The sequence below is a fragment of the Arenibacterium halophilum genome, assembly GCF_005938225.1.
GTDB classification, from domain to species: domain Bacteria; phylum Pseudomonadota; class Alphaproteobacteria; order Rhodobacterales; family Rhodobacteraceae; genus Arenibacterium; species Arenibacterium halophilum.
In genome coordinates this window covers 1,260,456-1,272,856 of sequence record NZ_VCPC01000001.1, presented here as the reverse complement: position 1 = coordinate 1,272,856, position 12,401 = coordinate 1,260,456, and the positions used below count along the sequence as shown (strand labels likewise).

The window sequence follows — 12,401 nt, the reverse complement described above, 5'->3', positions numbered from 1 at the left end:
GGTTTCTCCCCCTCGCGTCCGGACCACCCCCTGCCCACGGGCAAACAACCAAGACTTCCGAACCCCAGGAGGGCGCATGGCCCACGATCTTGAACTCATTCAGGTTGGCAAGACCTATCCCGACGGCACCGTCGCCGTTTCGGATTTCGACCTGAAGGTCGAAAAAGGCGAATTCGTCGCCTTCCTTGGCCCGTCGGGCTGTGGGAAATCGACCACGCTGCGCATGATCGCCGGGTTCGAGGACATCACCAACGGGCAAATCCTGATCCAGGGGCGCGACGTGTCGACGATCCCGCCGGAAAAGCGCCCGACCTCGATGATTTTCCAGAACTACGCGCTGTTCCCGCACATGACGGTGCGCCAGAACATCGCCTTTGGCCTTGATATCAAGGGCATGGCCAAGGCCGAGAAGGACAGCAAGGTTGACCGCATCCTTGACATGTTCGACCTGACCGAATTTGCCGACCGCCGCGCCGACCGCCTGTCGGGCGGGCAGCGTCAGCGCATCGCCCTTGCGCGCGGCCTTGTGGTCGAACCCGAAATTCTGCTGCTGGACGAACCGCTTGGCGCGCTGGATGCCAACCTGCGCCGCATCATCCAGAACGAGCTGAAACTGCTGCAACGCGAGCTGGGCATCACCTTTGTCTTCGTGACCCACGCCCAAAGCGAGGCGCTGGGCCTGTCGGACCGCGTGGTGGTGATGTCGAACGGGATCGTGGAACAGATTTCCCACCCCAAAGAACTGTACCGCCGCCCGGCCTCGCCTTTCGTGGCGGAATTCATCGGCTCGAACACCATAATCAAGGGTACGCCTCAACCGGGCGATGCCACGGGTCTGGCCCAGCTGAACACGCCGCTGGGCGTGATCCGGGGGCATGGGCCTGCGGATGCCGATATGGCGGTGATCCCGGCCGAAGCCTTCCGCATCACCCCCGCAGGCGCCCCCGGAGAACTGCGCTTTGACGGGACGGTGACGAACAAGAGCCTGATCGGCTCTGTCGGGCATATCCGCGTGCGGCTGGCCGACCAGCGCGAGATCGAGGTGGAAACCCACGCCGATACCGATGCCGCGCAGGCGCTGGTGCCCGGTGCCCCGATCACGCTTGGGGTCGATCCCGTTTCGGTCACCCTGATCCATTCATAAACGACGCGGGCCGGGGGCCAGGCGCCCCTTGGCCCAGCAAACCACCAAGAGGAGTAAACAGATGACCAAGGAAATTCTTGTCGGCTTCGGGATCGACGTCGACGCGGTTGCAGGCTGGCTTGGGTCCTACGGCGGTGAAGACAGCCCCGACGACATCTCGCGCGGGATGTTTGCCGGCGAAGTCGGCTCGCCCCGCCTGCTGGACCTGTTCGACAAGACCGGGTTGAAAACCACATGGTTCATCCCCGGCCACTCGGCCGAAACCTTCCCCGAGCAGATGAAGGACGTCGCCGCGCGCGGGCACGAGATCGGCATTCACGGCTATAGCCACGAAAACCCGATCGCGATGACACCCGAGCAGGAAGAGGAAGTGCTCGACAAGTGTATCGACCTGATCACCGAGATCTCGGGCAAGCGGCCGACGGGCTATGTGGCGCCGTGGTGGGAATTTTCCAATGTCACCAACGAACTGCTGCTGAAAAAGGGTATCAAGTACGACCATTCGCTGATGCACAACGATTTCACGCCCTACCGCGTGCGCGTTGGCGACAAGTGGACCAAGATCGACTATTCCGGCAAGCCCGCCGACTGGATGAAGCCGCTGGAGCGGGGCGAGGAAACCGACCTGATCGAGATCCCGGCCAACTGGTATCTGGACGATCTGCCGCCGATGATGTTCATCAAGAAGTCGCCCAACAGCCACGGCTTCGTCAATCCGCGCGACATCGAACAGATGTGGAAGGACCAGTTCGACTGGGTCTATGAGAACATGGATTACGCCGTGTTCCCGATCACCATCCACCCCGACGTGTCGGGCCGTCCGCAGGTTCTGCTGATGCTGGAGCGGCTGATCGACTACATCAAGTCGAAGGACGGCGTGCGCTTCGTCACCATGAACGAAATGGCCGACGACTTCGACAAACGCTTCCCGCGCGGCTAAAGCGGGCCAAACTTTGCAGGATCCGTGCGATTGCGGGTCCTGCCACTTACGGAGGCACGCCATGTGTTCGCTTTGCGGTATTCTTGGATGCGACGATCACTGGACCAATGCGGTTGAGCGCCCGGGCGTCTACAGCCGCAACACCGACCGGCAGGCCCGGCGCGCCGAAACCGCCCGCCGCATGGCCGCCGCCAACCGCGTTCTGAACTATCGCCGGTTGAAACTGTCGGAATGGCAGGGCATGAGTTACGTCGTGTCAAGCCCGACCGGGGCCTCGACCGTGTTCGACGCGCTGTTGCACCTGTGGCCCGAGGCCGAGGCGCTGGCGCCGCGCGGGTTCGACCCGCTGGACGAGGACATGATCAACTGGATGGAGCGGCAATGACTCCGGTCATCTTGCTTACGGGGTTTCTGGGGTCTGGCAAGACCACGCTGCTGCAACGGCTGCTGACCGATCCTGCGATGGCGCGGGCGGCGGTGCTGATCAACGAATTCGGCGAGGTGGGGCTGGACCATCACCTGCTGGATCGTATCGACGACAACGTGATGCTGATGAAATCGGGCTGCATCTGCTGCACCGTGCGCGGAGAGGTGGCCGACGCGCTTCAGAACCTGAACAGTCTGCGCAGCCGGGGCGAGATCGCGTTTGACCGCGTGGTGATCGAAACCACCGGGCTGGCCGATCCCTACCCCGTGTTGCAGACCCTGCGCGCCCATCCGGTGCTGCGCAGCCATTTCGACAGCGGCGGCGTGCTGACCACCGTGGACGCGGTGAATGCCGCGCAACAGCTGGAATACCGGGCCGAGGCCGTGCGCCAGATTGCCGCCGCCGACCGCATCGTGCTGACCAAGACCGATCTGGCCGCGCCCGAGCAGATCGCCCCGCTGCGCGCCGCGCTGTCGCGGGTGAATCCTGCCGCGCGGGTTGTCACCTCGGCCGAAGGGGTTGCCGAGATCATCGGCGGGCTGGAGGATCACGCCACGCTGGTGCCGGAAGAGGCGTGCGGGCCGGATTGCGACCACGAAGATCACGACCATGATCATGACCACGGGCACGGGCATCACCACCACCACGCGCATCACCACGACGAAACGCTGGGCGTGGTGACATTTTCGCTTGTCATAGACCGCCCCGTGGACTGGACCGATTTCGGCATCTGGCTGACGCTTCTGCTGCACCGCTACGGCGACAAGATCTTCCGTGTCAAAGGCATACTCGACATCGCGGGCGAAGATCGTCCCGTCGCCATTCACGGCGTGCAGCATCTGGTGCATGCGCCGGTGCATATGCAGCACTGGCCCGCAGGCCCGCGCCAGTCGCGGCTGGTCTTCATCCTCGAAGGGCTGGACCCGGCGATGATCCGGCGGTCGTTCCATGCCTTCATGCGGCTGCCCGCCGCCGAGCGTGCCGCCTGATGGAGCCGCTGCGCGTTCTTTGCACGGAAATCCTGCCGTGGCGGTTGCTGAAGGACCGGGCCGAGCGCGAGCTGGGCTTCCCGCTGGAATTCATGGAGCAGGATTTCGTGACCGCGCAGCGCACGGCGGCCATGTCGCCCGACAGCTACGATGTCTACGACCAGTGCTTTCACAACCTTGATATTGTCTGGCATTGGCGCGCGGTACAGCCCATCGACACCGCCCGCATCAGCGCATGGGACGAGATGAGCGAACTGGCGCGCAGCCCCGGCTTGGGCAACGGTGCGCATCGCGGGCTGGGCGACGCCCCGGCGACGCGGCTGTACGTGCAGCCCGACGGTTCGCTGTCGGCCAATCCCACCGCGCGGATTTCGATGCTGCCCACGGTGCACAACTTTGACAGCTTTGCCATCAACAGCGAGGTGTCGGGCGTCGATGTCGACCGCGACGTGACCAGTTGGGCCGAGCTGCTGGACCCGCGCTGGCAGGGGCGGGTGGCCTTGGTGGATGAACCGGCGATCGGGGCATTCGACCTGACGATGGCGCTGGTTGCCGACGGGCGCATGAAGGTGGCCAACCTTGGCAGCATGAGCGTGGCCGAGATTGAAGAGATGTATCAGCACGGGATCGAGCTCGTGCAATCGGGCCACCTTGCGCCATTCTGGCGGCGGGCGTCCGAACCGGCGCTGCGGTTCGCTTCGGGAGAGCTGTGCATATCCTCGATCTGGTCGCCCTCGGTCGTTCAGATGAAGGCGATGGGGCTGAAGGTGCGGCAGGCAATTCCGGTCGAAGGGTACCGCGCGTGGCATGGCGGCATGTGCCTGTCGCGCAAGCTGTCGGACCGGCGGCTGGATATGGCCTATGCCTGGCTGAATTGGTTCCTGGACGGCTGGGCCGGCGCCTGCATGGCGCGGCAGGGATACTATATGTCGGTGCCCGACCGGGTGCGCGACCACCTGGACCCGGACGAATGGGAATACTGGTACGATGGCCGCCCCGCCGCCCGCGCGCTGCCCGACCCGAACGGCAAACTGGCGATCCGGCCCGGCGAGGTCCGCTCGGGCGGGTCGTATCGGGCCCGGTCAAACCACGTTGCCGTCTGGAACAGCACGATGGATGAACATAACTTTCTGGTGCGCCGCTGGAACGAGCTGATCGCGGCCGCCGAACAGAAATGGGCACGCACCCGCAAGACAGGTTGAGGACATGAGCAAGGTAACCCTGATCGCCACCGGCGGCACCATCGCATCGGTCGAAGACAGCGCCGGAGGCCCGGTCAACGCCGGTCTGGCCGGCGACCGGCTGCTGGACAGCCTGCACGACCGCCCCGAGGGGATCACCGTCGACGTCGAGAATTTTCAGGCGGTCGGCAGCTATGCACTGGATCTGGACACGGTGTACCGCCTTTGCGTGCGCATCTCCGAGGTTCTGGCCGACCCGGATGTCGATGGCGTGGTGGTGACCCACGGCACCGACACGATGGAGGAAACGGCGTTTCTGGCCGACCTGCTGGTTGCCAGCGACAAGCCCGTGGTCTTCACCGGCGCGCAGCGGCACGCAGGGCAACCCGACACCGACGGGCCGCGCAACCTGTCGGATGCGCTGCGCTGTGCTGCCGCGCCTGCCTTGCGCGGGCTTGGCGCGGTGATCCTGTTCGAGGGTGAAATCCACGCCGCGCGCGACGTATCCAAGGTGCATACCTCGCGCGTCGATACCTTCCGTTCACCCGGATTGGGCAAGCTGGGCGAAGTCGATGGCGCGCGGGTGCTGGTCTATCGGCATCCGGCGGAACGGGTGCAGCTGTCGACGCCGCGTCTGGATGAAACGGTGGAACTGATGGCGCTGGGGCTGGGCTCGCGCCCGGGGTTTCTGGACTATTGCCGCGAGAACGGCGCCGCGGGCGTGGTGATTTCGGCCTTTGGCCGGGGCAATGCGCCCAAGGGCTTTGCGGATGCGGCCGAACGGCTGATCGGCGCGGGCATTCCCGTGGTCATCGCCTCGCGCTGCGCCGAGGGCCGGACCGAGCCGGTTTATGGCCGCGATTCGGGGGGCACCACGCTGGTTGGGGTGGGCTGTGTTCTGGCCGGGACGCTTTCAGCGGTAAAGGCGCGGCTGCTGTTGTCGATCCTGATCGGCAAGGGCGCGGATATGGATGAAATTCGAACGGTGTTCGCAGGTTACGGCGGCTGACCCTCGGTTCGCCAGATGCACAGCGCCTTGCCGGCCGCCCTAAAATGGGGCGGCCGTTTGCGTTTGCCGCGCCGCGCACGGAATTTTCCTTGCTCGCCCCGACATCGTATGCTTATTTGCTATAACATTATATCAAATAAGGATGCCGCCCGTGTCCCAGCAGGACTATCGCGCAATCGACGCTGTCGTGAACATCTGGACCGACGAGGCCTTGGCCGGGCGGCCTGACCGCGACGATTTCTACACTGGCAAGATGAAGGTGGACCGCGCCACCTTCGAGGGCATTTCGCTGGACGAGATGCTGCGTCGCATGGATGCCGCCGGGATCGAGAAATCCTTTCTGATTGCCGCCAAGGTCGGCCCCGCCCTGCATCGCTCGTGCTATCATGTGCCCTACAAGCTGGTGGCCGAGGCGGTGCAGGCCCACCCCGACCGGTTTCTCGGGCTGGCGGGCATCGACCCGACTGAAGGCATGGCGGGCGTGCGCGCGCTGGAGAGTGCGGTGCGCGATGACGGGTTCATCGGCGCGCATCTGTATCCGCATTGGTTCGAGCTGGCCCCCGATCACGCGCGTTACTACCCGTTCTACGCCAAATGCATCGAGTTGGACGTGCCGATCCAGCTGCAGGTCGGCCAGTCGATGGTGTATGACAAAACCTATCCGCGCCGCAGCGTGGGCCGTCCGATCACGTTGGATTCCGTGGCCTGTGACCTGCCCGAGCTGAAGCTGATCGGCATTCATGTCGGCATACCGTGGACGGACGAGATGATCGCGATGGCCTGGAAGCACGACAATGTCTTCATCGGGTCGGATGCGCATGCCCCGAAGTACTGGCCCGAGAGCTTCGTGAAATACATCAACAGCTACGGGCAGGACAAAGTGATCTTTGGCACCGATTTCCCGGTGCTGGATTTCGAGCGCACCATGCGCGAGATCGACGATCTGAACCTGCGCCCCGTCCCGCGCCGCAAATTCCTGCGCGACAACGTGCTGCGCATCTACGGGCTGGAGGGGTAGATGAACCTTGCTGACGCCTTGGAAATCCACGCCGCCGCGCGCCCCGATCACCCGGCGGTGGTGGCGGGAGACCTAAGCCTTAGCCATGCTGAATTTGCCGCGCGGGTGCAGGGCATGGCGGCGGCATTGGTGGCGCGGGGGGTCACGGCGGGCGATCTGGTGGGCGTGTGCCTGCGCGACAGCCCCGAGCATCTGATCGCCAATTTCGCCGTGGTGCGGCTGGGCGCGATCCTGCTGCCGATGGACTGGCGCTGGACCAGCGGCGAGAAAGAGCGGCTGGCCGACCATTTTGGTGCCCGGCTGGTTCTGGCAGAGGCCGAGGAAACCGCGCTGGCCAAGACGCGCGTGGTGGTGGGCGAGCTGTCGGGCGAAGGCCTTGCGGCCCCCGCAGTCGCGCCCGGAGGCGATGCGCCGCTGCTGCTGTCGCTGTCTTCGGGCACCACCGGGCGGCCCAAGGGGCCGTGCATCACGCATGATCACATGCTGTGCCGGTTCCGCACGCATTGGATCAACATCGGGCTGAACGCGGCGGATCGCTATGTCTCGGCCACGCCGCTGTATTTCGGCGGTGGGCGGACCTTTGCGATGTCGGTGCTGTTTTCGGGCGGCACGGTGATCCTGTTTCCGCCGCCCTTCCGCGCGCCGGATCTATGCGCCGAACTGGCGCGCACCGGGGCAACCAGCACGTTTCTGGTGCCGACACAGCTGCGCAAGCTGCTGGCCGAAGGCGACGAAATGCTGGCCCCGACCCGGGCGCTACGCACACTGATCTCCAGCGGCGCACCGCTGGATCCGGAAGAACGTGCCGAACTGGGCCGTCGGATTTGCGGCAACTTCATCGAATATTACGCCTCGACCGAAGGCGGTGGCGTGTCGATTTCTACCCCGGCTTCGCGCGAACGGGCGCCCGATTCCGTGGGCCGCCCGGTTTTTGCAGTCGAGGTGCAGGTGGTTGGCGACGATCACACGCCGCTGGCGGCGGGGCAGGTCGGGCGGCTGCGCTATCGCGGACCCGGCGTGGCGACGGGGTATTACCGCGACGACGAGGCCGGGAAAGACGCATTTCGCGACGGCTGGTTCTATCCCGGCGATCTGGCCGACATCGACGCGGGCGGGCACATTCACCTGCGCGGCCGGGTGAAAGACGTCATCATCCGGGGCGGTGTGAACATCCACCCCTCCGAGGTGGAGACCGTACTGCGCGACCATCCCGGCGTGACAGAGGCGGCGGTGGTCGGCTGGCCTTCGGCCCGGCTGGGCGAAGAGGTTGCGGCCTTTATCAGCGTCAGCGGCCCGGTCGACGATACCGCGCTGGTCAACTGGTGTGCCGAGCGGCTGGCCAGCTACAAATGCCCGGTCGCCTATTTCCGTGTCGAGGATATGCCCCGCAACAGCGCGGGCAAGATCCTGAAGCCCGAGTTGGTCGCGCAGCTGCCCGCCCGATGACTGCGCGAAAAACAGGCGCCGCCCCGGTCCGATCCGGCAAAAACCCACAAAAGATTTGATCGGCCCGGAAACTTGGACATAATGTTATATAGATATAGCAAATAGGCTGATTCGATGCGGGACGACACCAACAAGCCATGGCGCGGGCAAAGCTGGCCGCGCACTGTCAGCGGCAAAAGCGCATTGGTCGAGCCGCTGCCGCATCACATCAGCTGCGAAGCGTTGCATGTGAATTTCCGCGCCAACCCGGACGCGGTGGCACATTTCCTGCCGCCGGGGCTGGAGCCGCTGGAAGATGGCGCGGGCTGGGTCATGATCGCCGAGATGGCGAAAGTCAGCGCGCATCAGCCCGAGCAAATCTGGCGTGATCCGTCGCGGTCTTCCTACAATGAATGCGTGTTGGGGTTTTACTGCCGCTATGGCGACCGGATCGGGCGGTTTTCCGCGCTGGTCTGGGTGGACCGCGACTGGTCGCTTGGTATGGGCGCGATTTTTGGCTGGGGCAAGCGGCTGGGCGCCATCGACCGCACCCGCCTGCAAAGCACCAACCCCGCGCTGGCGGGCGAGGATGTGAAGCTGGGCGGGACCGTGTCGCGCCATGGGCATCATGTGCTGAGCCTGTCGGTCGATCTGCCGGGCGGCGGTGCGCCGCTGGACGCGATGCCGGGGCATGGCGGCTCGACCTTTCTGTATCGCTATGTCGCAAGCCCAAGCCCGGATGTGCCCGATATCGAGCAGCTGTTCGAACTGGGTTTCACCAATGTCCGTCAGACAGGAATCCGGCAGGGCGCCGGCGAAATTCGCTTTGGCAGCGCCCCGGACGAAGAGCTTGACGTGCTGGGCACCGTCGAGGTGACCGGCGGATTTACCTATCAGCGCGGCTGGACCACCGACAGGACGGCCCGGTTGCTCCAGGACTTCTCCACCCCCGGGCAATGATGCGCGGGCAATCTCGAACGACAACAGGGAAGACGAAACAATGACAAAGATGATCTTGAACCGCCGCCGTTTCCTGGCGGGGATGCAGGGGCTGGCGATTGGTGCCGCCGCCACCGGGCTGCCGCGCCTTGCAATGGCGCAGGACATGAAGCAGATGACGTACCTCACGCCTTTTGGCTATCTGCTGGGCTTTTCGCCCACCATGTATGCCGACACCAGCGGCATCTTTGCCAAGCACGGGCTTGACGTGACAATCGAGGGCGGTCGCGGATCGTCCATGGCGGTGCAGCAGGTGACGGCGGGCCGCGCGCTGGTGTCACGCACCGGCGGGACCGACCTGATCAAGGCCTATGCCACCGATCCGTCGATCGTTGCCGTGGCCGAGATTTACGAACGCGATCTGTTCTTCGTGATCTCGTCCGAGGAAGGCCCGATCAACACCCCCGAGGACATGGAGGGCAAGACCATCGGCATCGTGTCGCCCAGCGGCGCGACCGAGAACATCCTCGACATGATGCTGGCGGCCAAGGACATCCCGCTGGACAGCGTCCAGCGGGAAGTGGTCGGCAATGCCCCCGCCGCCTTCGAGCTGATCAAGCAGGGCCGCATCAACGCCTTCATCGCCACCAGCGACACCGCGTTCCAGTTGCAGGTCGACGAGCAGCCCGTAGTGGCATGGTCGACGGATGAGGTGGCGCGTTGCCCCGGTCAGGTCTACATGACCTCGAAGGCGCAGCTGGAAGAGCGCCGCGAGGATATCGCGACCTTCCTGGCGGCGGTGCACGAAGCACTGGGCGGAATCGTCAACGCCGAAGATCTGGCCCCGGTCATCGAGTCGATGAGCGGCAAGTACGACATCGCCGAGGCCAAGCGCCCCGACAAGGGCCTTGCCGTGCTGGATTTCGGCCGCACCAACCTGAAGCGCGCCTATGACGACAAGATGGCGACCGAGCAGGAAAGCTGGGACAGCGCCTATGCGCTGATGCTGAAGGCGGGGCTGATTTCCGAAACGGCGGATCAGAACTTCTATGACGACTCTGCACGTCAGCTGGCGTTTTCGTGACGCTGGATCTGCATAAAACCGCGCTTGTCGTGATCGACCCTCAGGTGTCGTTCTGCGACAGGGGTGGCGCGATGGACCGTCAGGGGCGTGACATCGCGCCCCTGCGCGACGCGGTCGCCGCCTGTGATGAACTGGCCGGGATCGCGCGTGCGGGCGGCGCCATGGTGATCTGGACGCGGATGGTGTTCGCGCCCGGATACACCGACGGGGGCGAGCTGACGACGCGCATCCGCCCCAACCTGGCCCGCATCGGTGCGCTGGAGCGTGGCAGCGGCGACGAGAACCTGTCGGATCTTGTCACCCCGGCGCCCACCGATCTGGTGATCGACAAGCCCCGGTTTTCCGCATGGATCGGCACCGGGCTAGAGGTCGCGCTGAATGCGCGTGGCATCGACACCGTGATTGTCTGCGGCATCACCACGTCGATGTGCGTGGAAAGCACGGTGCGCGACATCGGCCAGCGTGACTATCGCACCTTTGTTGTCGGCGATGCCTGCGCCGATTTCGACCCCGCCGTACACGCGGCCTCGCTGGCCGCGATGCAGTTCGGTTTCGCAACCGGGATCGACTGCGCCGAAGCGAAGGAGCTTCTGAAAGGATGAATTCGATGACGTCACATGACAGCGTGGCCCAAACCCCCGTCACCCGCGCGCTGCCCGATCCGATGATCCGTCTGACCGACGTGGAACAACGCTACAAGACGCGCGATCATGACGTTCTGGCGCTGACCGATGTGACGCTGGACATCGGCAAGGGCGAATTCCTTGTGCTGCTTGGCCCCTCGGGCTGTGGCAAGACAACGCTGTTGCGCATCATCGCCGGGCTGCTGCAATCGACCGGCGGCGAGGTCAAAATCGACGGCACCCCGCTGTGGACGAAGAACACCCGCAACGACACCGCGATGCAGGAACTTGGCGTGGTGTTCCAGGAGGCGAACCTGTTTCCCTGGATGACGATCGAGCAGAACATTGCCCTGCCGCTGAAGCTGCGCGGCGTGGGCAAGGCCGAGCGTCTGGCCCGCGCGCGCGAGCTGTGCGCGACGGTGGGCATTTCGGGCTTTGAGAAACGCTGGCCGCGCCAGCTGTCGGGCGGGATGCGCCAGCGTGCGGCCATTGCCCGCGCGCTCAGCACGCGGCCCAAGATCCTGTTGATGGACGAACCCTTTGGCGCGCTCGACGCAATGACGCGCGATGCGATGAACCTCGAACTTCAGCGGATCTGGATGGAAACCGGCTGTACTGTCGTTCTGGTGACCCACTCGATCCGCGAGGCGGTGTTCCTGGCCGACCGCGTGCTGCTGCTGTCGCCGCGCCCGGGCCGGATGGACACGCTGACTGAAATCGAGATCGACCGCCCGCGCACCACCTATGTTCAATCTTCTCCTGAATTCCAGAACTACGAACTGGCCCTGCGCCAGCGTCTGGATTCCTTCGCTTAACCACAGGAGCCGTTCGTTATGCTTGGCAAATACGCCTCATGGATTGCAACGCCGCTGCTGCTGGTGCTGCTTGTCCTGATCTGGGAAGCCTATGTGACCATCTTCGATGTGTCGCCCTTTATCCTGCCGGGGCCGGGCGCGGTGTGGGATGCAACGCTGGTTCTGTTGTCGGAACCGAAAACCTATTCCCACATCGGGATCACCGTTTATGAAACCGTTGTCGGTTTCCTGCTGGCGGTGGTGATCGGGATCGTCTTTGGCGGTGTCCTGGGCAAGATCCGCTGGCTGGAACGCACGCTGAACCCGCTGATCGTCGGGTTGCAGGTGATGCCCAAGGTCGCGCTGATCCCGCTGTTCATCGTCTGGTTCGGCTTTGGACCCACGTCCAAGGTGGTGCTGGCCGCCGTCATCGCCTTTTTCCCGATCATGACGAACACCATCCTTGGCATCAAATCGGTCGAAAGCGGGCATCGTGACGTGATGCTGGCGCTGAATGCCTCGCGCTGGCAGACCTTTCGCGATGTCGAATTGCAGAACGCGCTGCCCTTTATCCTGACGGGGATGGAGGTGGGCATCGTTCTTGCCACCATCGGCGCCATCGTGGGCGAATACCTCGGCGGCAGTCAGGGGCTGGGCTATATGGCCGTGGCCACGCTGAACGCCTTTGATGTGACCTCGATGTTCGGGGTGATCTTCCTGCTGACGATCCTTGGCCTGATACTGTATTTCGCCGTGGTCATGCTGCGCCGTTACGTCACCCCCTGGCACGAGGCTGTCGCCTCGGCCCGCGATTCCTGAATTCGGAAG

General features: G+C 64.3%; 13 protein-coding genes. All 13 read left to right on the top strand.

Annotated elements, in window-relative coordinates; translation table 11 throughout:
* Positions 1-76 precede the first annotated feature (76 nt).
* The 13 genes from FGK64_RS06140 (at position 77) to FGK64_RS06080 (ending at position 12,392) form a co-directional block, all read left to right on the top strand.
* A complete protein-coding gene (locus FGK64_RS06140; protein WP_138862875.1) occupies positions 77-1,144 on the top strand; it encodes an ABC transporter ATP-binding protein in 1,068 nt (355 codons plus the stop codon).
* Between the two features lie 61 nt (positions 1,145-1,205).
* Positions 1,206-2,084 carry a polysaccharide deacetylase family protein gene (locus FGK64_RS06135; RefSeq protein WP_138862874.1) on the top strand — a complete coding sequence of 293 codons (879 nt, stop codon included), beginning with the start codon at positions 1,206-1,208 and terminating at the stop codon, positions 2,082-2,084.
* 61 nt (positions 2,085-2,145) lie between these two features.
* Positions 2,146-2,469, top strand: a complete 324-nt coding sequence (locus FGK64_RS06130) for a hypothetical protein (protein ID WP_138862873.1) — start codon at positions 2,146-2,148, stop codon at positions 2,467-2,469.
* Positions 2,466-3,500 carry a CobW family GTP-binding protein gene (locus FGK64_RS06125; RefSeq protein ID WP_138862872.1) on the top strand — a complete coding sequence of 345 codons (1,035 nt, stop codon included), beginning with the start codon at positions 2,466-2,468 and terminating at the stop codon, positions 3,498-3,500. Before FGK64_RS06130 ends, FGK64_RS06125 begins: the two co-directional genes overlap by 4 nt.
* Entirely contained in the window at positions 3,500-4,702 is a 1,203-nt protein-coding gene (locus FGK64_RS06120; protein ID WP_171053989.1) for an ABC transporter substrate-binding protein, read from the top strand. The genes FGK64_RS06125 and FGK64_RS06120 overlap by 1 nt, the downstream gene beginning before the upstream one ends.
* A 4-nt stretch (positions 4,703-4,706) precedes the next feature.
* Positions 4,707-5,690 carry an asparaginase gene (locus tag FGK64_RS06115; protein ID WP_138862870.1) on the top strand — a complete coding sequence of 328 codons (984 nt, stop codon included), beginning with the start codon at positions 4,707-4,709 and terminating at the stop codon, positions 5,688-5,690.
* 151 nt (positions 5,691-5,841) lie between these two features.
* Positions 5,842-6,708, top strand: a complete 867-nt coding sequence (locus FGK64_RS06110) for an amidohydrolase family protein (RefSeq protein ID WP_171053988.1) — start codon at positions 5,842-5,844, stop codon at positions 6,706-6,708.
* Positions 6,709-8,154, top strand: coding sequence for a class I adenylate-forming enzyme family protein (locus FGK64_RS06105; protein WP_138862868.1), 1,446 nt, complete (start codon positions 6,709-6,711; stop codon positions 8,152-8,154).
* Positions 8,155-8,268: 114 nt separating this feature from the next.
* Positions 8,269-9,093, top strand: coding sequence for an acetoacetate decarboxylase family protein (locus FGK64_RS06100; protein ID WP_138862867.1), 825 nt, complete (start codon positions 8,269-8,271; stop codon positions 9,091-9,093).
* Positions 9,094-9,133: 40 nt separating this feature from the next.
* Positions 9,134-10,156 (top strand): ABC transporter substrate-binding protein, encoded by a 1,023-nt coding sequence (locus FGK64_RS06095; protein WP_138862866.1) that lies wholly within the window; start codon positions 9,134-9,136, stop codon positions 10,154-10,156.
* On the top strand, positions 10,153-10,758 hold the full coding sequence (locus FGK64_RS06090; protein ID WP_138862865.1) for a cysteine hydrolase family protein: 606 nt from the start codon (positions 10,153-10,155) through the stop codon (positions 10,756-10,758). The genes FGK64_RS06095 and FGK64_RS06090 overlap by 4 nt, the downstream gene beginning before the upstream one ends.
* A 5-nt stretch (positions 10,759-10,763) precedes the next feature.
* Positions 10,764-11,594: an ABC transporter ATP-binding protein gene (locus FGK64_RS06085; RefSeq protein WP_138862864.1), complete on the top strand. Its 831-nt coding sequence runs from the start codon at positions 10,764-10,766 to the stop codon at positions 11,592-11,594.
* A gap of 18 nt (positions 11,595-11,612) precedes the next feature.
* Entirely contained in the window at positions 11,613-12,392 is a 780-nt protein-coding gene (locus FGK64_RS06080) for an ABC transporter permease (protein WP_138862863.1), read from the top strand.
* Positions 12,393-12,401 lie beyond the last annotated feature (9 nt).

Bases quoted from the DNA above. Each gene is read 5' to 3' on its own strand.
- FGK64_RS06130 (WP_138862873.1), top strand. From the start codon at position 2,146: ATGTGTTCGCTTTGCGGTATTCTTGGATGCGACGATCACTGGACCAAT.
- FGK64_RS06135 (WP_138862874.1), top strand. From the start codon at position 1,206: ATGACCAAGGAAATTCTTGTCGGCTTCGGGATCGACGTCGACGCGGTT.
- FGK64_RS06105 (WP_138862868.1), top strand. From the start codon at position 6,709: ATGAACCTTGCTGACGCCTTGGAAATCCACGCCGCCGCGCGCCCCGAT.
- FGK64_RS06115 (WP_138862870.1), top strand. From the start codon at position 4,707: ATGAGCAAGGTAACCCTGATCGCCACCGGCGGCACCATCGCATCGGTC.
- FGK64_RS06095 (WP_138862866.1), top strand. From the start codon at position 9,134: ATGACAAAGATGATCTTGAACCGCCGCCGTTTCCTGGCGGGGATGCAG.
- FGK64_RS06100 (WP_138862867.1), top strand. From the start codon at position 8,269: ATGCGGGACGACACCAACAAGCCATGGCGCGGGCAAAGCTGGCCGCGC.
- FGK64_RS06080 (WP_138862863.1), top strand. From the start codon at position 11,613: ATGCTTGGCAAATACGCCTCATGGATTGCAACGCCGCTGCTGCTGGTG.
- FGK64_RS06140 (WP_138862875.1), top strand. From the start codon at position 77: ATGGCCCACGATCTTGAACTCATTCAGGTTGGCAAGACCTATCCCGAC.
- FGK64_RS06120 (WP_171053989.1), top strand. From the start codon at position 3,500: ATGGAGCCGCTGCGCGTTCTTTGCACGGAAATCCTGCCGTGGCGGTTG.
- FGK64_RS06125 (WP_138862872.1), top strand. From the start codon at position 2,466: ATGACTCCGGTCATCTTGCTTACGGGGTTTCTGGGGTCTGGCAAGACC.
- FGK64_RS06085 (WP_138862864.1), top strand. From the start codon at position 10,764: ATGACGTCACATGACAGCGTGGCCCAAACCCCCGTCACCCGCGCGCTG.